The organism is Pseudomonas sp. NPDC077649, assembly GCF_044542855.1.
GTDB lineage: Bacteria > Pseudomonadota > Gammaproteobacteria > Pseudomonadales > Pseudomonadaceae > Aquipseudomonas.
Map to the genome: position 1 here is coordinate 185433 of NZ_JBITVF010000005.1, position 22169 is coordinate 207601.

Genomic DNA, 22169 nt, shown 5'->3' on the forward strand with positions numbered 1-22169 from the left:
GGCAAGCCCGGCGTCGTTACAGCTGTGGCAAGCGAGCCGATCCGGCTCAGCCTTCGAGCTTCTTCTTCAGCAGTTCGTTCACTTGCCCCGGGTTGGCCTTGCCTTTCGAGGCCTTCATCGCCTGGCCGACGAAGAAGCCGAACATCTTGCCGCGCTTGGCTTCGTCGCTGGCGCGGTACTGCTCGACCTGCTCGGCGTTGGCCGCCAGCACTTCGTCGAGCATCTTCTCGATGGCGCCGGAGTCGGTGACCTGCTTGAGGCCCTTCTTCTCGATCACTTCATCGGCGCTGGTGCCTTCGCCGGCCGCCAGGGCCTCGAACACCATCTTGGCGATCTTGCCGCTGATGGTGTTGTCCTTGATGCGCAGGATCATCCCGCCCAGCTGCTCGGCGGACACCGGCGACTGCTCGATTTCCAGGTTGTCCTTGTTGAGCAGGCTGGACAGCTCGCCCATCACCCAGTTGGCGGCCAGCTTGGCGTCGCCGCACACGGCATTGACCGCCTCGAAGTAGTCGGCCAGCTCGCGACTGGCGGCCAGCACCGTGGCGTCGTAGGTGGACAGGCCGAACTGGCTCTCGAAACGCTCGCGCTTCTGCACCGGCAGCTCCGGCAGGCTGGCGCGCACCTCGTCGAGGAAGCTTGGCTCGATCACCACCGGCAGCAGGTCGGGGCAGGGGAAGTAGCGGTAGTCGTTGGCTTCCTCCTTGCTGCGCATGGAGCGAGTCTGGTCCTTGTTCGGGTCGTACAGGCGGGTTTCCTGCACCACCTGGCCGCCGTCCTCGATCAGCTCGATCTGGCGTTGGATCTCGTGGTTGATCGCCTTCTCGATAAAGCGGAAGGAGTTGACGTTCTTGATCTCGGCGCGGGTGCCGAACTCGACCTGGCCCTTGGGCCGTACGGAGACGTTGCAGTCGCAGCGCAGCGAGCCTTCGGCCATATTGCCGTCGCAAATCCCTAAGTAGCGCACCAGGGCGTGGATGGCCTTGACATAGGCCACCGCCTCCTTGGCCGAGCGGATATCCGGCTCGGAGACGATCTCCAGCAGCGGCGTGCCGGCACGGTTGAGGTCGATGCCGCTCATGCCGTGGAAGTCTTCGTGCAGGCTCTTGCCGGCGTCCTCTTCCAGGTGCGCGCGGGTGATGCCGATGCGCTTGACCGTGCCGTCTTCCAGGCTGATGTCCAGATGGCCCTTGCCGACGATGGGATGCTCCATCTGGCTGGTCTGGTAGCCCTTGGGCAGGTCCGGATAGAAGTAGTTCTTGCGGGCGAAGACGTTCTGCGGCGCGATGTGCGCGTCGATCGCCAGGCCGAACTTCACCGCCATGCGCACCGCCTCGGCGTTGAGCACCGGCAGGGTGCCGGGCATGCCGAGGTCGATCAGGCTGGCCTGGGTGTTGGGCTCGGCGCCGAAGCTGGTGGCGCTAGCCGAGAAGATCTTCGATTGGGTGCTGAGCTGAGCGTGGATCTCGAGCCCGATGACTGTTTCCCATTGCATCTTTGTCGTCCTCAGAAGCCGCTCGGTGCTTGTTTATGCCAGTCGCTGACCTGCTGGTACTGGTGCGCGACATTCAGCAGGCGGCCTTCCTGGAAGTAGTTGCCGAGCAGCTGCACGCCCACCGGCAGGCCATCGACGAAGCCGGCCGGCATCGACAGGCCGGGGATGCCGGCCAGGTTGGCGGTGATGGTGTAGATGTCTTCCAGGTAGGCGGACACCGGGTCGGCGTTCTTCTCGCCGAGCTTCCAGGCCAGGTTCGGCGTGGTCGGGCCGAGGATCAGGTCGACATCCTGGAAGGCCGCGACGAAGTCGTTCTTGATCAGCCGGCGGATCTGCTGCGCCTTGATGTAGTAGGCGTCGTAGTAACCGGCCGACAGCGCGTAGGTGCCGACCATGATGCGCCGCTTGACCTCGGCGCCGAAGCCTTCGCCGCGCGAGCGCTTGTACAGGTCTTCGAGGTTGACCGGGTTTTCGCAGCGGTAGCCGAAGCGCACGCCGTCGAAGCGCGACAGGTTGGAGCTGGCCTCGGCCGGCGCGATCACGTAGTAGGCGGGGATGGCGTGCTGCATGTTCGGCAGCGAGATGTCCTTCACCGTGGCGCCGAGCTTCTTCAGCTCCTCGACCACGGCCAGCACCTTCTCGCCGATACGCGCGTCGAGGCCGGCGCCGAAGTATTCCTTCGGCAGACCGATGCGCAGGCCGGCCAGCGGCTGGCTCAGGGCGGCCAGGTAGTCGTCCACCGGCTGCTCGACGCTGGTGCTGTCCTTGGCATCGAAGCCGGCCATGGCGCCGAGCAGCAGGGCGCAGTCCTCGGCGGTGCGGGCCAGCGGGCCGCCCTGATCGAGGCTGGAGGCGTAGGCGATCATGCCCCAGCGCGAAACTCGGCCGTAGGTGGGCTTGATCCCGGTGAGGTTGGTCAGCGCCGCCGGCTGGCGGATCGAGCCGCCGGTGTCGGTGCCGGTGGCGGCCGGCAGCAGGCGCGCGGCCACCGCGGCGGCGCTGCCGCCGCTGGAGCCGCCGGGTACGCGGGAGAGGTCCCAGGGGTTCTTCACCGGGCCGTAGTGGCTGGATTCGTTGGCCGAGCCCATGGCGAACTCGTCCATGTTCAGCTTGCCCAGGGTCACGGAGCCGGCGGCTGCGAGCTTTTCCACCACGGTGGCGTCGTAGGGCGCCTTGAAGCCGGTGAGGATCTTCGAGCCGCAGGAAGTCAGCACGTTCTTGGTGCAGAACAGGTCCTTGTGGGCGATCGGCGCGCCGAGCAGGGCGCCGCTCTCGCCGGCGGCGCGACGGGCGTCGGCGGCCTTGGCCTGCTCGATGGCGAGATCGTTGGTGACGGTGATAAAGCTGTTGAGCTGCGGATCGAGCTGCGCAATGCGCGCCAGCAGGCTGCGGCTCAGCTCTTCGGCGGAGAATTCTTTGGCGGCGAGTGCGCGGGCGATCTCGGCCAGGGTCAGTTGATGCATGTCAGGCCCTTTCCTTTATTCGATGACTTTCGGCACGAGGTACAGGCCGTTTTCCACGGCCGGGGCGATGGCCTGGTAGGCGTCGCGCTGGTTGCTCTCGCAGACCACGTCGGCGCGCAGGCGCTGGGTGGCTTCCAGCGGGTGGGCCAGGGGCTCGATGCCCTGGGTGTCAACCGCCTGCATCTGATCGATCAGGCCGAGGATGTTGTTCAGGGTCGCGGTGGTTTGCGGAAGATCGCCTTCGTTCAGGCCCAGGCGGGCCAGGTGGGCGATTTTTTCCACCTCGGAGCGTTCAAGCGCCATCGGGGGTTCTCCAGTGGAAGTGTGATCGGGGTCTTGCTATGCGTGCCTGACGCAGGGAACGGATGTCGCGAGCCGGCGGTCAAAGGCCGCGATGTGCGGCTGCAAGGCCCGGAAAAACAGGCAATCTACCATATTGCCGCCTTGCTCAAAATCCCTGCCGTTGTTAGAGTTTGCCGCACTTTTTACCTGCGCGTTTTCGCGCTTTGCCTTTACCCACGCGTTGCCTAGGGTCCCTTTCCCCATGTTCAAGAAACTGCGTGGCATGTTTTCCAGCGATCTGTCGATCGACCTGGGCACTGCCAATACCCTCATTTATGTGCGCGAACGCGGCATCGTGCTGAACGAGCCGTCCGTGGTCGCCATCCGTACCCACGGTAACCAGAAAAGTGTCGTCGCCGTCGGTTCCGAGGCCAAGCGCATGCTCGGCCGTACCCCGGGCAACATCGCCGCCATCCGCCCGATGAAGGACGGCGTGATCGCCGACTTCAGCGTCTGCGAGAAGATGCTGCAGTACTTCATCAACAAGGTGCACGAGAACAGCTTCCTGCAGCCCTCGCCGCGCGTGCTGATCTGCGTGCCGTGCAAGTCGACCCAGGTCGAGCGCCGCGCCATCCGCGAATCGGCGCTCGGCGCCGGCGCCCGCGAAGTGTTCCTGATCGAAGAACCCATGGCCGCGGCCATCGGCGCCGGCCTGCCGGTGGAAGAAGCGCGCGGCTCGATGGTCGTCGACATCGGCGGCGGCACCACCGAAATCGCCCTGATCTCGCTGAACGGCGTGGTCTACGCCGAATCCGTGCGGGTCGGCGGCGACCGCTTCGACGAAGCCATCATCACCTACGTGCGCCGTAACTACGGCTCGCTGATCGGCGAATCCACCGCCGAGCGGATCAAGCAGGAAATCGGTACCGCCTACCCGGGCGGCGAAATCCGCGAAGTCGACGTGCGCGGCCGCAACCTGGCCGAGGGCGTGCCGCGCAGCTTCACCCTCAATTCCAACGAAGTGCTCGAGGCGCTGCAGGAATCCCTGGCGACCATTGTCCAGGCGGTCAAGAGCGCGCTGGAGCAGTCGCCGCCCGAGCTGGCCTCGGACATCGCCGAGCGCGGCCTGGTGCTGACCGGCGGCGGTGCGCTGCTGCGCGACCTGGACAAGCTGCTGTCGCAGGAAACCGGCCTGCCGGTGATAGTCGCCGAAGACCCGCTGACCTGCGTCGCCCGTGGCGGCGGCAAGGCGCTGGAGATGATGGATCGCCACACCATGGACCTGCTGTCCTCGGAGTAATCCGACGCGCCAGCCGGGTCCGCCGTGCCGCCTTCGGGCGGCACGCGCATGTTCAAGCACTGCAGTACACTCGCCCCATTCCTTGCCGGATCGGTTTGTCTTTCGCATGAACTCGCGCGTCTTCCGCCCTCGCGGCGCACAAGGGGTCGGCCATTAAGCCGCTCTTCGCCAAAGGCCCCTCGCTGGGCATCCGCCTGCTGGTGCTGGCCGTGCTCTCGGCCGTGCTGATGGTGGTCGATGCCCGTTTCGAGGCGCTCAAGCCGCTGCGCAGCCAGCTGGGCCTGGTGCTGACGCCCTTCTACTGGCTGGCCGACCTGCCGGTGCGCGCCTGGGATGGCGCCACCCAGCAGATATCCAGCCGCAGCGAACTGATGGCCGAGAACGAGAAGCTCAAGGCCGAGGCCCTGCTGCTGCAGCGTCGCCTGCAGAAGCTGGCCGCGCTCACTGAACAGAACGTGCGCCTGCGCGAGCTGCTCAACTCGGCGGCGCTGTTGGACGAGGAAGTGCTGGTCGGCGAGCTGATCGGCGTCGACCCCAATCCCTATACCCACCGCATCCTCATCGATAAGGGCGAGAAGGACGGCGTATTCCTCGGCCAGCCGGTGCTCGACGCCCGCGGCCTGATGGGCCAGGTGGTGGAGATCATGCCCTACACCGCGCGGGTGCTGCTGCTCACCGACACCACCCACAGCATTCCGGTGCAGGTCAACCGCAGCGGCCTGCGCGCCATCGCCGTCGGCACCGGCAACCCGGAGCGCCTGGAACTGCGCCACGTGGCCGACACCGCCGACATCAAGGAAGGCGACCTGCTGGTCAGCTCCGGCATGGGCCAGCGCTTTCCCGCCGGTTACCCGGTGGCCACGGTCAAGGAAGTGATCCACGACTCCGGCCAGCCCTTCGCCATCGTCCGCGCCGTGCCCACTGCCGCGCTCAATCGCAGTCGCTACCTGCTGCTGGTGTTCTCCGATCAGCGCACCCCGGAACAGCGCGCCAACGATTCCGCCGAGGCCCAGGAAGCCGCCGACCGCGAGGCCGAGCAGGCGCGCAGCCAGGGCGCTGCGCCGGCCGCCGAGCCGCCGGCGGCTGCCGAGTCGGCCGCGGCCCCGGTGGCGTCGCCCGCCCCCGCAGAGGAGACCAACTGATGGTCGGCGTGCAACCGCGCAACGGCTGGGTGATCTGGCTCAGCCTGGCCTTCGGCCTGCTGCTCAGCGTCTCGCCGCTGCCGGAGTTCATGCAGATCGGCCGGCCGCTGTGGGTGGCGCTGCTGCTCACCTACTGGGTGCTGGCCCTGCCGCATCGGGTCGGCATGACCACCGCCTGGGTGCTCGGCCTGGCCCAGGACGTGCTGTTCGGCACCCTGCTCGGGCAGAACGCGCTGATCCTGACCCTGATCACCTTCCTGGTGCTGAGCCTGCACCAGCGCCTGCGCATGTTCCCCATGTGGCAGCAGAGCACTGTGCTGCTGGTGGTGTTCGGCCTGGCCCAGCTGGTGCAGCTGTGGCTCAATGCCCTGACCGGCAGCCGTCCGCCGACCCTGGCCTTCGTGCTGCCGGCGCTGGTCAGCGCGCTGCTCTGGCCCTGGGTCTGCGTCATCCTGCGCGGGTTGCACCAGCGCCTTAACGTCAACTGAGCGCGCCAGCTGCGGCCGGCCGCGCCTCGCCCGACAGGGAGAAGTTCGTATGGCCAAGCTGTTTCTGGCCTCTGCCTCGCCGCGCCGCCGCGAGCTGCTGGCGCAGATCGCCGTGCCCTGCGTCACGCAAATCGCCGCGATAGACGAAAATCCGTTGCCAGACGAGCCCGCCGTCGCCTATGTAGAGCGCCTGGCGCGGGAAAAGGCGCGCGCCGGCCTGGCCGCCCTGCGCGATGCGCACGATGCCGTGGTGCTCGGCGCCGATACCGCGGTGGTGCTCGATGGGCGCATCCTCGGCAAACCGGCCGATTTCGCCGAGTCGCGCGCCATGCTGCAGGCGCTGTCCGGGCGCAGCCATCAGGTGCTGACCGCGGTGGCGCTGGCCGGCGGCGGACGCGAGGCGGCGCGGGTGGTGGCCAGCAGCGTGACCTTCCGCGCCCTGAGTGAGCGCGAGATCGAAGCCTACTGGGCCAGCGGCGAGCCGTGCGACAAGGCCGGCAGCTATGGTATCCAGGGGCTGGCGGCGGTATTCGTCAGCCGCCTCGAAGGCAGCTATTCGGCGGTGGTCGGCCTGCCGCTGTGCGAGACGGCCGAGTTGCTCGGCGAATTCGGCATTGCCTGCTGGCAGTTGCCGGCCCAGCGCTAAACTTGCGGCAGCGCGCCGCCCAATCCAGCGGGATGGATGCATGAGCGAAGAGATTCTGATCAATATCACGCCGATGGAATCGCGCGTGGCGGTGGTGGAAAACGGCGTGCTGCAGGAAGTGCACGTCGAACGCACGCAGAAGCGCGGCATCGTCGGCAACATCTACAAGGGCAAGGTGGTGCGCGTGCTGCCGGGCATGCAGGCGGCGTTCGTCGACATCGGCCTGGAGCGCGCGGCCTTTATCCACGCCTCGGAAATTTCCACCCGCGAGGGCGCCGCGGTGGAGCCGATCAGCGCCCTGGTGCACGAGGGCCAGGCCCTGGTGGTACAGGTGACCAAGGACCCCATCGCCAGCAAGGGCGCGCGCCTGACCACCCAGCTGTCGATTCCCTCGCGCTACCTGGTGTACATGCCGCGCACCAGCCACGTCGGCATCTCGCTGAAGATCGAGGACGAGGCCGAGCGCGAGCGGCTCAAGCAGGTGGTCGCCGACTGCGTGGCGGCCGAGGGCATCGAGGAGGCCGGCGGCTTTATCCTGCGTACCGCCGCCGAAGGCGCCGGCGCCGACGAGATCCTCATCGACATCCGTTACCTGCGCCGGCTGTGGGACCAGATCGCCGCGCAGATCCAGAACGCCAAGGCGCCCTCGGTGATCTACGAGGACCTGTCGCTGGCCCTGCGCACCCTGCGCGACCTGGTCAGCCCGCGTACCGAGAAGATCCGCGTCGACTCGCGCGAGACCTTCCAGAAGATCACCCAGTTCGTCGCCGAGCTGATGCCGGAGATCGCCGACCGCCTCGAGCACTACCCCGGCGAGCGGCCGATCTTCGACCTCTACGGCGTCGAGGACGAGATCCAGCGCGCGCTGGAGCGTAAGGTGCCGCTCAAGTCCGGCGGCTACCTGATCGTCGACCCGGCCGAGGCGATGAGCACCATCGACGTCAACACCGGTGCCTTCGTCGGCCACCGCACCCTCGAAGAGACCATCTTCAAGACCAACCTCGAGGCGGCCACCGCCATCGCCCGTCAGCTGCGTCTGCGCAACCTGGGCGGGATCATCATCATCGATTTCATCGACATGGAAGACGAGGAGCACCAGCGCCAGGTGCTGCGCACCCTGGAGAAGCAGCTGGAGCGCGACCACGCCAAGACCAACATCATCGGCATCACCGAGCTGGGGCTGGTGCAGATGACCCGCAAGCGCACCCGCGAGAGCCTCGAACAGGTGCTCTGCGAGCCGTGCAGCGCATGCCAGGGCCGCGGCAAGCTGAAGACGGCGGAGACCATCTGCTACGAGATCTTCCGCGAGATCCTGCGCGAGGCGCGCGCCTACCAGGCCGAGGGCTACCGGGTGCTGGCCAACCAGAAGGTGGTCGACCGCCTGCTCGACGAGGAGTCGGGCAATGTCGCCGATCTGGAGGCCTTTATCGGCCGCACCATCAAGTTCCAGGTGGAAACCATGTACTCCCAGGAACAGTACGATGTGGTGCTGCTCTGAGGCGCCGCTGAGATGAACGCGCTGGCCCGTCTGTTCATGGCCCTGCTGCGCTGGGGCCTGGGGCTCTGTGCCGCGCTGCTGGTGCTGGCGGCGCTGTACGTCAGCCTGGGCCGCGAGCTGGTGCCGCTGGTCGCCGAGTACCGCCTGGAGGCGGAGAACCGCGCCGGCGCCGCGCTCGGCGTGCCGGTGCGCATCGGTGCGCTGGAAGGGCAGTGGCAGGGCTTCGCCCCCTTGCTGGTGGCGCGCGACGTGCAGGTCGGCGATGGCGAGCAGCGCCTGGTGCTGGACCGGGTGCGGGTGGTGCCGGACCTGCTGGCCAGCCTGCTGGCACGGCGCGCGCGCATCGGCCACCTGCAACTGACCGGTTTGCAGCTGCACGTGCAGCAGCAGGACGACGGCAGCTGGCGCCTGCAGGGCCTGCCCGACGGGCCGCAGGGCGGGCGCGCCGACGTCGCCGAGCTGCTGCAACGGCTGCGCGTGGTGCAGCGCCTGAGCCTGGTGGACAGCCAGCTGGTGCTGCAGGCCGCCGGACAGGAGCCGCTGAAACTCAGTTACCTCAACCTCAGCCTGCGTTACGGCGTCAACCGCCAGTGTCTCGACGCCCGCCTGCTGCTGCCCGACGGCCAGCCGCTGAGCCTGCAGCTGCGTACCCGCATGCAGCCGCAGCAGTGGCGGCAGACCCAGGCCGAGCTCTACCTGAGTTTGCCGCAGAGCGACTGGGCCGCCTGGCTGCCGCCGCGCCTGACCGCCGCCTGGCAGGTGCAGCGCCTGCAGGCCGGCGGCGAGCTGTGGCTGAGCAGTCGCGGCGGCGAGTTGCAGCGCGGCGCGCTGCGCCTGCATGCGCCGCAGGTGCGCGGCGGCTACGCCGAGCGCGAGGCGGTGAGCCTGGAGGATCTGGCCTTCAACGCCTATTTCCAGCGCGGCGAGGCGGGGATACAGGTGCAGCTCGATTCCCTGGCCTTCAACCAGGGCGAGCGGCGCATCGGCGAGCTGCACCTGGCCCTGACTCAGGACCACGCCGGCAGCGACGACGAGCGCTGGCAGCTGCGCGCCGACCGCTTCGATCTGGCCGCCTGGGCGCCGCTGGTCCAGGCCCTGGCGCCGCTGCCGGAGGTCGCCGAGCAGACGCTGGCCGGGCTGGCCCCGGTGGGCGGCGTGGCCAACCTGCAGCTGGACTACCAGCCGCGCCGCGAGGGCGCCGCGCGTCTGCAGTTCGCCGCCAACCTGGAGCGGGTCGGCATCGCCGCCTACCGCGGCGCGCCGGCGGCCGAGAACGTCAGCGGCAGCGTGTCGGGGAACCCGTTTCAGGGCGAGTTGCGCCTCAATAGCGAGAATTTCGCCCTGCACCTGGATCAGCTGTTCCCCGCCCCCTGGCGTTACCGCCACGCCCAGGCGCGGCTGAGCTGGGCCTGGAACGACGATGGCTTGACCCTGGCCAGCCCCTATATGCGCCTGGACGGCGAGGAAGGGCAGCTCGCCGGTGACATGCTGATCCGCCTGCGCCGCGACCCCGACGCCGAGGACTACATGGACCTGCGCGTCGGCCTGCGCGACGGCGATGCGGCCTACACCGAGAAATACCTGCCGACCCGCTCGCCGGGCATGAGCGCCGAACTGAGCCGCTGGCTGCAGAGCGCGATCCGTGCCGGCAAGGTGGAGGAGGGCTACTTCCAGTACCAGGGTTCGCTGAACAAGGGCGCGGCCATCACGGCGCGCAGCCTCAGCCTGTTCTTCCAGGTGGCGGAGGCCGAGCTGGCCTTCCAGCCCGGCTGGCCGGCGCTGCGCGAAGGCCGCGGCCAGGTGCTGATCGAGGACGACGGCGTACGCGTGCGCCTGCAGCAGGGGCGCCTGCTGGACAGCCAGGTAAGCGCGGTCAGCGCCGCTATCCCGCTGCTGCACAACGGTCAGCCGCCGCGCCTGCAGCTCGACGGCGAGGTGAGCAGCAGCCTGGGAGACGCCCTCAAGCTGCTGCAGGAGGCGCCGCTGGGCACCGCCGAGCTGTTCGCCGGCTGGCAGGGCGAGGGCCCGCTGGCCGGGCGCCTGCAGCTGGACATCCCGCTGGCCAAGGGCGCGCCGCCCGGCGTGGTGGTGGACTTCGCCACCGAAGGCGCGCGCCTCGAGCTGGTCAATCCCGCCCTGCAACTGAGCCAGATCCAGGGGGCATTCCGCTTCAACAGCGCCAGCGGCCTGAGTGCGCCGGACGTGCGGGCCCAGGTGTTCGGCCGCCAGGTGCGCGGCAGCATCAGCGCCGAAGGCGCGCGGGGACGGACGCGCACCCTGTTCGATCTGCGCGGCCAGGCCGAGGTGGAGACCCTGCGTCAGTGGCTCGGCATCGAGCAGAGCCTGCCGCTCAGTGGCCTGCTGCCTTACCGCCTGCGCCTGACCCTGGACGGCGACGACAGCCAGCTGCGCGTCGACTCCAATCTCAAGGGCGTGGCCATCGACCTACCGCCGCCCTTCGCCAAGGCGGCCGGCGAGGAGCGCTACGCCGACTGGCGCATGACCCTGGCCGGCCGCGAGCGGCGCTACTGGCTCGACTACCAGAACCTGGCCAGCCTGGCCCTGGCCGCGCCGCCGGGCGAGCTGAGCCAGGGGCGCGGCGAGCTGATGCTCGGCGGCACCCCGGCGCGGCTGCCCAGCAGCCAGGGCCTGCGCCTGCGCGGCCGGCTCGACGAGCTGGACTGGGACGCCTGGCAGCAGGTGCGCCAGCGCCATGCGGTGAGCGTGGACGCCGAGAGCCAGCGCCTGTTCAAAGACGCCCAACTGCGGATCGAGCGTTTCCGCGGCTTCGGCAGCGAGCTCAACGATCTGCAAGTGGGCCTGGCGCGCGAGGGCCAGGCCTGGGCCCTGCAATTGGACAGCGAACTGGCGGCCGGCCGCGTGCTGCTGGCCGATGCGGCGGAGACGCCGATTCGCGTGGAGCTCGATTACCTGCGCCTGCCGCCCGCCGATCCGGACAAGCCGGCGGATGCGCCGGACCCGCTGGCGGCCGTCGACCCGCGGCAGATTCCGGCGCTGGATATCCGCATCGGCGAGGTGCGGCGCGGCGCCAAGATTCTCGGTGCCTGGTCGCTGCAGGCGCGCCCGGAGGCGGACGGCGTGCGTTTCGACCAGCTCGATCTCGACCTGCAGGGCCTCAAGGTCGGCGGCAGCGCCGGCTGGCGCGGCGCGCCGGGGGGCACGCGCAGCTGGTACCAGGGCCGTCTGCAGGGCAAGGACCTGGCCAAGGTGCTGCTGGCCTGGGGCTATGCCCCCAGCGCCACCAGCGAGAGCTTCCGCCTGGATATCGACGGCAACTGGCCGGGCTCGCCGGCCTGGCTGTCGCTCAAGCGCTTCTCCGGCAGCCTGGAACCGGCGCTGCGCAACGGCCAGTTCGTCGAGGTGCAGGGTTCGGCGCAGGCGCTGCGGGTGTTCGGCCTGCTCAATTTCGACTCCATCGGCCGCCGCCTGCGCCTGGATTTTTCCGACCTGCTCGGCAAGGGCCTGAGCTACGACCGGGTCAAGGGGCGGCTGCAGGCCAACGACGGCCTGTTCGTCACCCGCGAGCCGATCGTGCTGAGCGGCCCGTCGAGCAACCTGGAGCTCAACGGCAACCTCGACATGCGTAACGAGCGGATCGACGCCAAGCTGCTGGTGACCCTGCCGGTGACCAACAACCTGCCGCTGGCCGCGCTGATCGTCGGCGCCCCGGCCATCGGCGGCGCGCTGTTCGTCGTCGACAAGCTGCTCGGCGACCGCGTGGCGCGCTTCGCCAGCGTGCAGTACGACGTCAAGGGCCCCATGCAGAGTCCGCAGATCAGTTTTGACAAGCCTTTCGAGAAACCCAGGTAAGCTGTCAGCCATCCGCTTCCATCCCATATCGGGTATGCCATGACCTTTGCCGTGATCCAGATGGTCAGTCAGGACGACGTGCTGGCCAATTTGACCCAGGCCCGCCAACTGCTGGAACAGGCGGCGGCCGGCGGCGCGCGCCTGGCGGTGCTGCCGGAGAACTTCGCCGCCATGGGCCGCCGCGACCTGGCCGCGCTCGGCCGTGCCGAGGCGCTGGGCCAGGGGCCGATCCTGCCCTGGTTGCAACGGGCCGCGCGCGACCTCAAGTTGTGGATAGTCGCCGGCACCCTGCCGCTGCCGCCGGACGAGGCGCCCGAGGCCAAGCCGCATGCCTGTTCGCTGCTGATCGACGACGCCGGCCAGCGGGTGGCGCGCTACGACAAGCTGCACCTGTTCGACGTCGAAGTGGCCGACAACCGCGGCAGCTACCGCGAGTCGGACGACTTCGCCCATGGCCAGCGCATCGTGGTCGCCGATACCCCGGTCGGCCGCCTGGGCCTGAGCGTCTGCTACGATCTGCGCTTTCCCGAGCTGTACGGCGCACTGCGCCAGGCCGGCGCCGAGCTGATCAGCGCGCCCTCGGCCTTCACCGCGGTGACCGGCGCCGCGCACTGGCAGGTGCTGGTGCGCGCCCGCGCCATCGAGACCCAGTGCTATGTGCTGGCGGCGGGGCAGGGTGGCGAGCACCCCGGGCCGCGGCAGACCTTCGGTCATTCGGCCATCGTCGACCCCTGGGGCCGCGTGCTGGCCGAGCAGGATCAGGGCCAGGCGGTGCTGCTGGCCAGCCGTGACGGTGCCGAGCAGGCGGCGATCCGGCAACGCATGCCGGTGCAGGCGCACCGCAGAATTCTTTCATCGGACGCCGTGCGTCCGATTGCAGTGGAGTGACCATGAACCCGATGCTGATGTCCGTCAGCGAGCACCTGCTCGCCCCCGGCAACCTGACCCTCGACAGCCTGCCCGGCGTGCTCGGCGAACTCGCCGGCCCGGGGATCGACGCCGCCGACCTGTATTTCCAGAGCCAGGTCTCGGAAACCTGGGTGCTGGAGGACGGCATCGTCAAGGAGGGCAGCTTCAACCTCGACCAGGGCGTCGGTGTGCGCGCCCAGTCCGGCGAGAAGACCGGCTTCGCCTACAGCAACGCCATCACCCTGGATGCCCTGCGCCAGGCGGCGCGCGCCGCCCGCTCGATCTCCCGCGCCGGGCAGCAGGGCCGCGTGCAGGCCTTCGCCAGCCCGCAGGTCAGCGCCCTCTACGCACCGGACAACCCCCTGGACGTGCTCGGCCGCGCCGAGAAGGTCGAGCTGCTGCAACGCATCGACCGCGCCACCCGTGCTCTCGATCCGCGCATCAAGCAGGTCACCGTGAGCCTGGCCGGGGTCTGGGACCGGGTGCTGGTGGCCGCCCACGACGGCAGCCTGAGCGCCGATGTACGCCCGCTGGTGCGTTTCAACGTCAGCGTCATAGTCGAGCACAACGGCCGTCGCGAGCGCGGCGGCCATGGCGGCGGCGGGCGCACCGACTACCGCTATTTCCTCGAAGAGGATCGCGCCATGGGCTATGCCCGCGAGGCGCTGCGCCAGGCCCTGGTCAACCTCGAGGCGATTCCCGCGCCGGCCGGCACCCTGCCGGTGGTGATGGGCGCCGGCTGGTCCGGCGTGCTGCTGCACGAGGCGGTCGGCCACGGCCTGGAGGGCGACTTCAACCGCAAGGGCAGCTCGGCCTACAGCGGCCGCATCGGCGAGCGGGTCGCCTCCAGCCTGTGCACCATAGTCGACGACGGCACCCTGGAAGGGCGCCGCGGCTCGCTCAGCGTCGACGACGAGGGCACGCCGACTCAGTGCACCACGCTGATCGAGAACGGCGTGCTCAAGGGCTACATGCAGGACAAGCTCAACGCCCGCCTGATGGGCGTGGCGCGCACCGGCAACGGCCGCCGCGAGTCCTACGCGCACCTGCCGATGCCGCGCATGACCAACACCTACATGCTGGCCGGGCAGAGCGACCCGGAGGAGATCATCCGTTCGGTGAAGAAGGGCATCTACTGCGCCAACCTCGGCGGCGGCCAGGTCGACATCACCAGCGGCAAGTTCGTCTTCTCCACCAGCGAGGCCTACCTGATCGAGGACGGCCGGATCACCGCGCCGGTCAAGGGTGCGACCCTGATCGGCAACGGCCCGGAGGCCATGAGTCGGGTGTCGATGGTGGGCAACGACCTGGCCCTGGACAGCGGCGTCGGCACCTGCGGCAAGGACGGCCAGTCGGTGCCGGTTGGCGTCGGCCAGCCGACCCTGAAGATCGATGCCATCACCGTCGGCGGGACGGGGGCGTAGGTTGGGTTGAGGAGCCTGCGACGAAGCCCAACAGGGAGCGCGCAGCGCTCCGCCCGGCGTTCAGCTGCCGGGCCTTTTTCGGCTCGGCGCGCATCTGGGCTTAGCTGCGCTCAGCCCAACCTACCGGCGCTACGGATGGAGGTTATCAACGCAGGCCGCGCTGCATTTCGTCCAGTTCGCGGATGTACTTGAACACCTTGCGCGCGGCGGCGGGCGGCTTGTTGTGCGCCGCCTCGTGCTGGGCATGGCGGATCAGCCCGCGCAGGTGCTGGCGGTCGGCGTCCGGGTACTGGCCGATAAAGCCTTCCAGGGCCTCGTCGCCGCCGGCGATCAGGCGGTCGCGCCAACGCTCGAGGGCATGGAAGCGCTCGTTGTATTCGCGGGTGGAGCTGTCCACCTGGTCGAGCATGGCGAGGATCGCCTCGACATCCTGTTCGCGCATCAGCTTGCCGATGAACTGGATATGGCGTTTGCGCGCGGCGTTGGCGGTGTGTTTCGGCGCTTCGGCCAGGGCGCGGCGCAGGGCGTCGGTCAGCGGCATCTTGGCCAGCAGGTCCGGCTTGAGCGTGGTCAGGCGCTCGCCGAGTTCCTGCAGGGCATGCAGCTCGCGTTTGACCTGGGATTTACTCTTCTCCAGGGAGAAGTCGTCGAAGGAATCAGACATGGGGCGGGTCCAGTGGGAAACGCCGCCATGATAGCAGTAGGGGCAGCTTCAAGCCGCACGCTTCAAGCGGCAAGATGGGAGCGGACTCGGCTGTTGCTTGTGGCTTGCAGCTTATTTTGAGAATCGGAGTGGTTATGAGTGAAGTAGAGGTGATCGGCCCGCAGGCCCTGCCCCAGTTGCAGGCGCAGGTCGAAGAGATTCTCGCCGAGGCCAAGCGCCAGGGCGCCAGCGCCTGCGAGGTGGCGGTGTCCGCCGGCCAGGGACTGTCCACCACGGTGCGCCAGGGCGAGGTGGAAACCGTCGAGTTCAATCGCGATCAGGGCTTCGGCATCACCCTCTACGTCGGCCAGCGCAAGGGCTCGGCGAGCACCTCGGCCACCGGCAGCGCGGCGATCCGCGAGACGGTGGCGGCAGCGCTGGCGATTGCCAAGCACGCCAGCGAGGACGAATGCGCCGGCCTGGCCGATGCCGCGCTGATGGCCCGCGAGCTGCCCGAGCTGGATCTCTACCATCCCTGGTCGATCAGCCCCGAGCAGGCCGTGGAGCAGGCGCTGGTCTGCGAGGCGGCGGCCTTTGCCGCCGATGCCCGGGTCAACAACGCCGACGGCACCAGCCTCAACACCCACCAGGGCTGCCGCGTCTACGGCAACAGCCATGGCTTCGTCGGCGGTTACGCCAGCACCCGCCACAGCCTGAGCTGCGTGATGATCGCAGGCGGCGAAGGGCAGATGCAGCGCGACTACTGGTACGACGTCAACCGCCAGGGCGAGCTGCTCGCCGATGCCGGCGAGATCGGTCGGCGCGCCGCGCTGCGCGCGGTAAGTCGGCTCGGCGCGCGCCCGGTGCCGACCTGCGAGGTGCCGGTGCTGTTCGCCGCCGAGCTGGCCGGCGGCCTGTTCGGCCACCTGCTGGCGGCGATCTCCGGCGGCAACCTGTACCGCCATTCCTCCTTCCTCGAAGGCGCACTGGGCCAGCGCCTCTTCCCCGAATGGCTGAGCCTCGACGAGCGCCCGCACCTGCCGCGGGCGCTGGGCAGCGCCGCCTTCGACGGCGACGGCCTGGCCACCTACGCCAAGTCCTTCGTCGACAAGGGCGAGCTGGTGTCCTATGTGCTCGGCACCTATTCCGGACGCAAGCTGGGCTTGCCGAGCACGGCCAACTCCGGTGGCGTGCACAACCTGTTCGTCAGTCATGGCGAGGAGGACCAGCAGGCGCTGATTCGCCGCATGGGGCGCGGCCTGCTGGTCACCGAGCTGATGGGCCAGGGCCTGAACCTGGTCACCGGCGACTATTCGCGCGGCGCCGCCGGTTTCTGGGTGGAGAACGGCGAGATCCAGTTCCCGGTGCAGGAGGTGACCATCGCCGGCAACCTGCGCGACATGTTCCGCCAGATCGTCGCGGTCGGCCGCGACCTGGAACGGCGCGGCAATATCTGCACCGGCTCGGTGCTGATCGAGAAGATGACCGTCGCCGGCAGTTGAGATGGGCCGAAACGACAAGGCCACCCGCGGGTGGCCTTGTGGTTGTTTGGGGGGGTTACTCGCCTTCCTCGAAGTAGTTCTCGATCAGGCCGACCAGCGCGTCCAGCGCCTCGTGATCCTGCTCGCCCTCGGTGTGCAGGTGCACCGGGGTGCCCTTGCCGGCCGCCAGCATCATCACCGCCATGATGCTCTTGCCGTCCACCAGGCTGTCGCTAGAGCGACCGATGCGCACCTGGCAGGGGTAGGTGCTGGCCACGCCGACGAACTTGGCGGCGGCGCGGGCGTGCAGGCCGAGCTTGTTGATGATGGTGATTTCACGGGCTGGCATCGCGGCGGAGTTCCTTAGCTGAGGTCGCGGTGACGCACCTGGACGTTCTTCAGCGGTTTTTTCAGCGCCTGGCTCAGGCGGTTGGCCAGGTATACCGAGCGATGATGACCGCCGGTGCAGCCGATGGCGATGGTGACATAGGCACGGTTGCTGGCGGCGAAGCGCGGCAGCCATTTCTCCAGGTAGGCGAGGATGTCCTGGTACATTTCCTCGACCTCCGGTTGCGCCGCCAGGTAGTCGACCACCGGCTGCTGCAGCCCGGAGAAGTCGCGCAGTTCCGGCTTCCAGTAGGGGTTGGGCAGGCAGCGCGCGTCGAACACCAGATCGGCGTCCACCGGCATGCCGCGCTTGAAACCGAAGGATTCGATCAGGAAGGCGGTGCCCGGCTCAGGCTGGCCCAGCAGGCGCAGCTTGAGGCTGTCGCGCAGCTGGTAGAGGTTGAGGTGGGTGGTGTCGATCTTCAGGTCGGCCAGGTCGACGATGGGCGCCAGCACCTGGCTCTCGTCGGCGATGGCCTCGGCCAGCGAGCGATTCTCGTCGGTCAGCGGATGGCGCCTGCGGGTTTCCGAGAAGCGCTTGAGCAGGGTCTCGTCTTCGGCGTCGAGGTAGAGGATGTCGCAGCGGATGTTGCGCTGGCGCACCTGTTCGAGCAGTTCCGGGAAGCGCTTGAGGTGGCTCTGCAGGTTGCGCGCGTCGATCGACACCGCCACCTGCGGCAGCAGCATCTCGGTGTTGAGCAGGGCGCGCTCGGCCAGGTCCGGCAGCAGGCCGGCGGGCAGGTTGTCGATGCAGTAGAAGCCGTTGTCCTCAAGTACATCGAGGGCGGTGCTCTTGCCCGAGCCGGAGCGACCGCTGACGATGATCAGGCGCATGCTTATTGACCGTTCTGGATGTCCACGACCACCTGGTACAGATCCGCGCTGGCCGGGGCCTGGCGCAGACGTTCGCGGACGTCCTGGCGATCGAGCATGCTGGCGATCTGGCGCAGCAGTTCGAGGTGGGCGTCGGTGGCCGCTTCCGGCACCAGCAGGACAAACAGCAGGTCGACCGGGGCGCCGTCGATGGCGTCGAAGTCCACCGCGGTGTCCAGGCGCAGCACCGCGCTAATCGGCGCGCTGCAGCCGGCCAGGCGACAGTGGGGAATGGCGATGCCGTTGCCGAAGCCGGTGGAGCCGAGCTTCTCGCGGGCGATCAGGCTTTCGAAGATGTCCTGGGCATCCAGGTCGGGCAGGTCGCGTGCCACCAGGTTGGCGATCTGTTCGAGCACGCGTTTCTTACTGCCGCCCGGCACGTTCACCAGGGAACGGCCGGGGGTCAGGATGTTTTCAAGTCGGATCATGGATGGGGAATGTCAGCGGGCCGTGGCGCCTTGCAGGCGTTCGAGCTGCTTTTCCTTGTGCTTGATGAGTTGACGGTCGAGTTTGTCGGCCAACAGGTCGATGGCGGCGTACATGTCCTGGTGTTCGGCGTTGGCGACGACCTCGCCGCCGGCGACGTGCAGGGTAGCTTCGATCTTCTGCTTGAGCTTCTCGACCTCCATGGTCACCTGAACGTTGGTGATCTTGTCGAAGTGGCGTTCCAATCGGCCGAGTTTCTCGCCGATATAGTCACGCAGGGCGTCGGTCACATCCAGCTGGTGTCCACTGATGTTGACTTGCATACCGCTTTCTCCTTGTTGCCTTGTGTAAGAGGCGGGTCCTATGCGACCCGCCGCCGGAACACTTTGGCTTGGAAGCGAGAGGCTTCCAATCGATCTGGCCTACATCAGTCGCTTGCGCTCGCTGGAGGGCGCTATGCCGAGGGATTCGCGGTACTTGGCGACTGTCCGACGGGCGACTTGGATGCCTTGTGCCTCCAGTAAACCAGCGATCTTGCTGTCGCTCAACGGCTTTTTCGCGTTTTCTGCGGCAACCAGTTTTTTGATGATGGCGCGGATCGCGGTGGACGAGCATTCGCCGCCCTCGGCGGTGCTGACGTGGCTGGAGAAGAAGTATTTCAGCTCGTAAATGCCGCGCGGGGTGTGCATGAATTTCTGCGTGGTGACCCGCGAGATGGTCGACTCGTGCATGCCCACCGCCTCGGCGATATCGTGCAGTACCAGGGGCTTCATCGCCTCGTCGCCGTAGTCGAGGAAGCCGCGCTGGTGCTCGACGATCTGGGTGGCGACCTTCATCAGCGTCTCGTTGCGGCTCTGCAGGCTCTTGATGAACCAGCGCGCCTCCTGCAGCTGGTTGCGCATGAAGGTGTTGTCGGCGCTGGAGTCGGCGCGTTTGACGAAGCCGGCGTACTGCGGGTTGACCCGCAGGCGCGGCATGGCCTCCTGGTTCAGCTCCACCAGCCAGCGGTCGTTGTGCTTGCGCACGATGACGTCGGGCACCACGTATTCCGGCTCGCTGGACTCGATCTGCGAACCCGGGCGCGGGTTGAGGCGCTGGATCAGGTCGATGACCTGCTTGAGCTCGTCTTCCTTGAGCTTGCTGCGGCGCATCAGCTGGGCGTAGTCGCGGCTGCCGAGCAGTTCCAGGTAGTCGCCGACCACGCGCTGGGTCTCGCTCAGCCAGGGCGTGCCGGCGGGCAACTGGCGCAGTTGCAGCAGCAGGCATTCGCGCAGGTCGCGGGCGCCGATGCCGGCCGGCTCGAACTGCTGGATGCGGTGCAGCACCACTTCCACCTCGTCCAGCTCGACGTCCAGCTCGGGGTCGAAGGATTCGGCGACTTCCTCGAGGCTTTCTTCCAGGTAGCCGTCGTTGTTGATGCAGTCGATCAGGGTGGCGGCGATCAGTCGATCCTTGTCCGACATCGGCGCCAGATTCAGTTGCCAGAGCAGGTGACTGTGCAGACTCTCGCCATTGGAGGTGCGGGTGGTGAAGTCCCACTCGTCGTCGTCGTTGCTCGGCAGGCTGCTGGCGCTGGTCTGGTAGACGTCTTCCCAGGCGGTATCGACCGGCAGCTCGTTGGGGATGCGTTCGCCCCATTCGCCCTCTTCCAGGTTGTCGACCGTGGGGGTCGTTTCCTGGTAGCTGTCTTCCTTGCTCGGGGTGGGCGCGGCGCTTTCCGCGCCGTCGGCCATGGGGTCGCTGTTGTCGAAGTCGTCGCCGTCTTCCTGGCGCTCGAGCATGGGGTTGGACTCCAGTGCCTCCTGGATTTCCTGTTGCAGGTCCAGGGTCGACAGTTGGAGGAGGCGGATAGCCTGTTGCAGCTGCGGGGTCATCGTCAGCTGCTGGCCCATCTTGAGGACTAGCGATGGTTTCATTGCAGACCTTAATTCACCGGCGGGTTACGCCTTCCACTACAGGGCGCCGCGGCGCCACCAGGAAGCAAATTATATGCCTGAACTTCTCGGCTTTGCCTAGGGCTTGCCATATTTCTGTAGTGAAATAGCGGGCGAGCTACAGGCGGAATTCGTGGCCCAGGTACACCTCTTTCACCGTCTGGTTGGCGAGGATGGTCTCGGCGTCGCCCTCGGCGATCAGCTGGCCGTCGTTGACGATGTAGGCGGTTTCGCAGATGTCCAGGGTCTCGCGCACGTTGTGATCGGTGATCAGGATGCCGATGCCCTTGGTCTTGAGGTGGTGGATGATCTGCTTGATGTCGCCCACCGAGATCGGGTCGACGCCGGCGAAGGGCTCGTCGAGCAGGATGAACTTGGGGTTGGTGGCCAGGGCGCGGGCGATTTCCACGCGGCGGCGCTCGCCGCCGGACAGGCTCATGCCGAGGCTGCCTGAGATGTGGTGGATGTGGAATTCCTGCAGCAGGTTTTCCAGCTCCGCCTGGCGGCCGGCGCGGTCCAGGTCCTTGCGCGTCTCGAGGATGGCCATGATGTTGTCGGCCACCGACAGCTTGCGGAAGATCGAGGCTTCCTGCGGCAGGTAGCCGATTCCGGCGCGGGCGCGGCCGTGCATGGGTTGGTGGCTGACGTCGAGGTCGTCGATGCGCACGCGGCCCTGATCGGCGCGCACCAGGCCGACGATCATGTAGAAGCAGGTAGTCTTGCCGGCGCCGTTGGGGCCGAGCAGGCCGACGATCTGCCCGCTCTCGATGCTCAGGCTGACGTCGCGGACGACCTGGCGGCCCTTGTAGCTCTTGGCCAGGTGTTGGGCTTTGAGAATGGCCATTACTGCTGTGCCTGCTGGTCCGCGGGTTTGTTCTTCGGCTGGATGATCATGTCGATACGCGGGCGCGGCACGCTGACGTTGGTGCCCGTGGCACGGCCGGCGTTGACGATCTGGCGCTGGGTGTCGTAGACGATCTTCTCGCCCTCGAAGGTGTTGCCTTCCTGGATCACCTTGGCCTGGTCGATCAGCACGATGCGTTCGTTGCTGGCGAAATACTGGATGGTCAGGCCGTAGGCCTTGACGATTTCCTTGTCCGCCGCCGGCTTTTGCTCGTAGTAGGCCGGTTTGCCTACCGAGGTGAACACGTCGATGTCGCCGCTGGCGGTCTGGGTGATGGTCACGGTGTCGCCGGTGATCTTCAGGGTGCCCTGGGTGATGATCACGGAGCCGCGGTAGACCGCCACGCCCTGCTTGTCGTCCAGCTCGGCGCTGTCGGCCTGGATGCGGATCGGCTGCTCGCGGTCGGACGGCAGGGCCCAGGCCGCCGCGCTTCCCAATGCGGCGCCGAGGCTGAGAATCAGGGGGAGGGTGTTAACGAACCTCATGCTGGCCTCTTACGTTGGACTGCAGGAGCATCCTGCCGTCGTTCAAGTACGCTTTCATTCCTTGTGCCGTGGTCACCCCGTTGGCCGCGACGATTCTAACGGCTTGCTCGGTCTGCGCATATTCCTTGTCGGGAATCACGGTCATGCGGCTGCTGGTGATGATGGTCGGGCGGCCCTTGGCGTCGGTGCGGGCGACGCGCACGTCGTCGATCAGTTCCACCTCGACGCCGCCGGGGGAGACCTCGGCGCGCTGGCTGGTGACCTTCCACGGCAGTTCGCTGCCGCGGTACAGATCGAGCTTGGGCATGCTGACCAGGGTGATGTCGCTGGCCTTGACGTGCTCGAGCTTGTCCGCGGTCATGCGGTAGTGCAGCTTGCCGTCGTCCTGGAACTGCACGGTGCGCGCGCCGACCACATAGAAGTCCACGGCGTTGTCGCTGTCTGCCGGCTGGGCCTGGCGGTCGCCGTCGGGGGCGATGTTCCAGTAGCCGAGCGCCGCGACCACGACGGCGATCAGGGCGAAGATCAGGTAGTTGAGGGCTTTACGCAGCATGCTGT

General features: G+C 67.7%; 21 protein-coding genes. 9 read left to right on the forward strand and 12 right to left on the reverse strand.

Annotated features, from left to right (window positions below; genetic code table 11):
* Nucleotides 1-46 precede the first annotated feature (46 nt).
* From gatB to gatC, 3 genes are read right to left on the reverse strand one after another with little or no spacing between them, the layout of a single operon-like run.
* Nucleotides 47-1495, reverse strand: coding sequence for an Asp-tRNA(Asn)/Glu-tRNA(Gln) amidotransferase subunit GatB (gatB, locus tag ACIGFL_RS16740; protein WP_397497919.1), 1449 nt, complete (start codon nucleotides 1493-1495; stop codon nucleotides 47-49).
* An 11-nt stretch (nucleotides 1496-1506) separates the two neighbouring features.
* On the reverse strand, nucleotides 1507-2958 hold the full coding sequence (gene gatA / locus ACIGFL_RS16745; RefSeq protein WP_397497920.1) for an Asp-tRNA(Asn)/Glu-tRNA(Gln) amidotransferase subunit GatA: 1452 nt from the start codon (nucleotides 2956-2958) through the stop codon (nucleotides 1507-1509).
* Nucleotides 2959-2973: 15 nt separating this feature from the next.
* On the reverse strand, nucleotides 2974-3261 hold the full coding sequence (gene gatC, locus ACIGFL_RS16750; protein WP_021444716.1) for an Asp-tRNA(Asn)/Glu-tRNA(Gln) amidotransferase subunit GatC: 288 nt from the start codon (nucleotides 3259-3261) through the stop codon (nucleotides 2974-2976).
* A gap of 241 nt (nucleotides 3262-3502) precedes the next feature.
* Here gatC and mreB point away from each other — a divergent pair, with 241 nt between their 5' ends.
* From mreB to tldD, 8 genes are all read left to right on the forward strand, one after another.
* Nucleotides 3503-4540, forward strand: coding sequence for a rod shape-determining protein MreB (gene mreB, locus ACIGFL_RS16755; protein ID WP_031303301.1), 1038 nt, complete (start codon nucleotides 3503-3505; stop codon nucleotides 4538-4540).
* Between the two features lie 200 nt (nucleotides 4541-4740).
* Nucleotides 4741-5682: a rod shape-determining protein MreC gene (gene mreC, locus ACIGFL_RS16760; protein WP_371921470.1), complete on the forward strand. Its 942-nt coding sequence runs from the start codon at nucleotides 4741-4743 to the stop codon at nucleotides 5680-5682.
* Nucleotides 5682-6170 (forward strand): rod shape-determining protein MreD, encoded by a 489-nt coding sequence (gene mreD / locus ACIGFL_RS16765; protein WP_122109007.1) that lies wholly within the window; start codon nucleotides 5682-5684, stop codon nucleotides 6168-6170. The genes mreC and mreD overlap by 1 nt, the downstream gene beginning before the upstream one ends.
* Nucleotides 6171-6219: 49 nt before the next feature.
* A complete protein-coding gene (locus tag ACIGFL_RS16770) occupies nucleotides 6220-6816 on the forward strand; it encodes a Maf family protein (protein WP_397497921.1) in 597 nt (198 codons plus the stop codon).
* Nucleotides 6817-6856: 40 nt separating this feature from the next.
* The gene (rng, locus tag ACIGFL_RS16775; protein ID WP_021444583.1) at nucleotides 6857-8314 is read left to right on the forward strand and encodes a ribonuclease G; all 1458 of its coding nucleotides are present in this window, start codon (nucleotides 6857-6859) and stop codon (nucleotides 8312-8314) included.
* Between the two features lie 12 nt (nucleotides 8315-8326).
* On the forward strand, nucleotides 8327-12145 hold the full coding sequence (locus ACIGFL_RS16780; RefSeq protein WP_397497922.1) for a YhdP family protein: 3819 nt from the start codon (nucleotides 8327-8329) through the stop codon (nucleotides 12143-12145).
* A gap of 39 nt (nucleotides 12146-12184) precedes the next feature.
* Entirely contained in the window at nucleotides 12185-13033 is an 849-nt protein-coding gene (locus tag ACIGFL_RS16785; RefSeq protein WP_122109010.1) for a carbon-nitrogen hydrolase family protein, read from the forward strand.
* A gap of 2 nt (nucleotides 13034-13035) precedes the next feature.
* Complete coding sequence (gene tldD / locus ACIGFL_RS16790; RefSeq protein WP_397497923.1) at nucleotides 13036-14478, forward strand: metalloprotease TldD; 1443 nt, start codon at nucleotides 13036-13038, stop codon at nucleotides 14476-14478.
* Nucleotides 14479-14623: 145 nt separating this feature from the next.
* On the opposite strand, the gene yjgA is transcribed toward tldD, so the two are convergent.
* Entirely contained in the window at nucleotides 14624-15142 is a 519-nt protein-coding gene (yjgA, locus tag ACIGFL_RS16795; protein ID WP_021444455.1) for a ribosome biogenesis factor YjgA, read from the reverse strand.
* Between the two features lie 134 nt (nucleotides 15143-15276).
* Between yjgA and pmbA the strand changes: the two genes are divergently transcribed.
* A complete protein-coding gene (gene pmbA / locus ACIGFL_RS16800) occupies nucleotides 15277-16623 on the forward strand; it encodes a metalloprotease PmbA (RefSeq protein WP_397497924.1) in 1347 nt (448 codons plus the stop codon).
* A gap of 55 nt (nucleotides 16624-16678) precedes the next feature.
* Here the strand turns inward: pmbA and ACIGFL_RS16805 are convergent, their stop codons facing one another.
* The 8 genes from ACIGFL_RS16805 to lptC all read right to left on the reverse strand — a co-directional run bounded on the left by ACIGFL_RS16805 (nucleotide 16679) and on the right by lptC (nucleotide 22164).
* Nucleotides 16679-16951 carry an HPr family phosphocarrier protein gene (locus tag ACIGFL_RS16805; protein ID WP_021445582.1) on the reverse strand — a complete coding sequence of 91 codons (273 nt, stop codon included), beginning with the start codon at nucleotides 16949-16951 and terminating at the stop codon, nucleotides 16679-16681.
* Nucleotides 16952-16965: 14 nt separating this feature from the next.
* Nucleotides 16966-17823 carry an RNase adapter RapZ gene (gene rapZ / locus ACIGFL_RS16810; protein WP_021445581.1) on the reverse strand — a complete coding sequence of 286 codons (858 nt, stop codon included), beginning with the start codon at nucleotides 17821-17823 and terminating at the stop codon, nucleotides 16966-16968.
* A gap of 2 nt (nucleotides 17824-17825) precedes the next feature.
* Nucleotides 17826-18290, reverse strand: coding sequence for a PTS IIA-like nitrogen regulatory protein PtsN (gene ptsN, locus ACIGFL_RS16815; protein WP_021445580.1), 465 nt, complete (start codon nucleotides 18288-18290; stop codon nucleotides 17826-17828).
* Nucleotides 18291-18302: 12 nt separating this feature from the next.
* Complete coding sequence (gene hpf / locus ACIGFL_RS16820) at nucleotides 18303-18611, reverse strand: ribosome hibernation-promoting factor, HPF/YfiA family (RefSeq protein ID WP_003242873.1); 309 nt, start codon at nucleotides 18609-18611, stop codon at nucleotides 18303-18305.
* 99 nt (nucleotides 18612-18710) lie between these two features.
* A complete protein-coding gene (locus tag ACIGFL_RS16825) occupies nucleotides 18711-20204 on the reverse strand; it encodes an RNA polymerase factor sigma-54 (protein ID WP_397497925.1) in 1494 nt (497 codons plus the stop codon).
* A gap of 136 nt (nucleotides 20205-20340) precedes the next feature.
* Nucleotides 20341-21066, reverse strand: coding sequence for an LPS export ABC transporter ATP-binding protein (lptB, locus tag ACIGFL_RS16830; RefSeq protein ID WP_397486402.1), 726 nt, complete (start codon nucleotides 21064-21066; stop codon nucleotides 20341-20343).
* Entirely contained in the window at nucleotides 21066-21611 is a 546-nt protein-coding gene (lptA, locus tag ACIGFL_RS16835) for a lipopolysaccharide transport periplasmic protein LptA (RefSeq protein WP_122109014.1), read from the reverse strand. Before lptA ends, lptB begins: the two co-directional genes overlap by 1 nt.
* Nucleotides 21598-22164 carry an LPS export ABC transporter periplasmic protein LptC gene (gene lptC / locus ACIGFL_RS16840; protein WP_122109015.1) on the reverse strand — a complete coding sequence of 189 codons (567 nt, stop codon included), beginning with the start codon at nucleotides 22162-22164 and terminating at the stop codon, nucleotides 21598-21600. The genes lptA and lptC overlap by 14 nt, the downstream gene beginning before the upstream one ends.
* Between the last annotated feature and the right edge of the window lie 5 nt (nucleotides 22165-22169).

Coding starts and splice junctions, on each gene's coding strand:
- gatB (WP_397497919.1), bottom strand. CDS start 1,495: ATGCAATGGGAAACAGTCATCGGGCTCGAGATCCACGCTCAGCTCAGC.
- gatA (WP_397497920.1), bottom strand. CDS start 2,958: ATGCATCAACTGACCCTGGCCGAGATCGCCCGCGCACTCGCCGCCAAA.
- gatC (WP_021444716.1), bottom strand. CDS start 3,261: ATGGCGCTTGAACGCTCCGAGGTGGAAAAAATCGCCCACCTGGCCCGC.
- mreB (WP_031303301.1), top strand. CDS start 3,503: ATGTTCAAGAAACTGCGTGGCATGTTTTCCAGCGATCTGTCGATCGAC.
- mreD (WP_122109007.1), top strand. CDS start 5,682: ATGGTCGGCGTGCAACCGCGCAACGGCTGGGTGATCTGGCTCAGCCTG.
- ACIGFL_RS16770 (WP_397497921.1), top strand. CDS start 6,220: ATGGCCAAGCTGTTTCTGGCCTCTGCCTCGCCGCGCCGCCGCGAGCTG.
- rng (WP_021444583.1), top strand. CDS start 6,857: ATGAGCGAAGAGATTCTGATCAATATCACGCCGATGGAATCGCGCGTG.
- ACIGFL_RS16780 (WP_397497922.1), top strand. CDS start 8,327: ATGAACGCGCTGGCCCGTCTGTTCATGGCCCTGCTGCGCTGGGGCCTG.
- ACIGFL_RS16785 (WP_122109010.1), top strand. CDS start 12,185: ATGACCTTTGCCGTGATCCAGATGGTCAGTCAGGACGACGTGCTGGCC.
- tldD (WP_397497923.1), top strand. CDS start 13,036: ATGAACCCGATGCTGATGTCCGTCAGCGAGCACCTGCTCGCCCCCGGC.
- yjgA (WP_021444455.1), bottom strand. CDS start 15,142: ATGTCTGATTCCTTCGACGACTTCTCCCTGGAGAAGAGTAAATCCCAG.
- pmbA (WP_397497924.1), top strand. CDS start 15,277: ATGAGTGAAGTAGAGGTGATCGGCCCGCAGGCCCTGCCCCAGTTGCAG.
- ACIGFL_RS16805 (WP_021445582.1), bottom strand. CDS start 16,951: ATGCCAGCCCGTGAAATCACCATCATCAACAAGCTCGGCCTGCACGCC.
- rapZ (WP_021445581.1), bottom strand. CDS start 17,823: ATGCGCCTGATCATCGTCAGCGGTCGCTCCGGCTCGGGCAAGAGCACC.
- ptsN (WP_021445580.1), bottom strand. CDS start 18,290: ATGATCCGACTTGAAAACATCCTGACCCCCGGCCGTTCCCTGGTGAAC.
- hpf (WP_003242873.1), bottom strand. CDS start 18,611: ATGCAAGTCAACATCAGTGGACACCAGCTGGATGTGACCGACGCCCTG.
- ACIGFL_RS16825 (WP_397497925.1), bottom strand. CDS start 20,204: ATGAAACCATCGCTAGTCCTCAAGATGGGCCAGCAGCTGACGATGACC.
- lptB (WP_397486402.1), bottom strand. CDS start 21,066: ATGGCCATTCTCAAAGCCCAACACCTGGCCAAGAGCTACAAGGGCCGC.
- lptA (WP_122109014.1), bottom strand. CDS start 21,611: ATGAGGTTCGTTAACACCCTCCCCCTGATTCTCAGCCTCGGCGCCGCA.
- lptC (WP_122109015.1), bottom strand. CDS start 22,164: ATGCTGCGTAAAGCCCTCAACTACCTGATCTTCGCCCTGATCGCCGTC.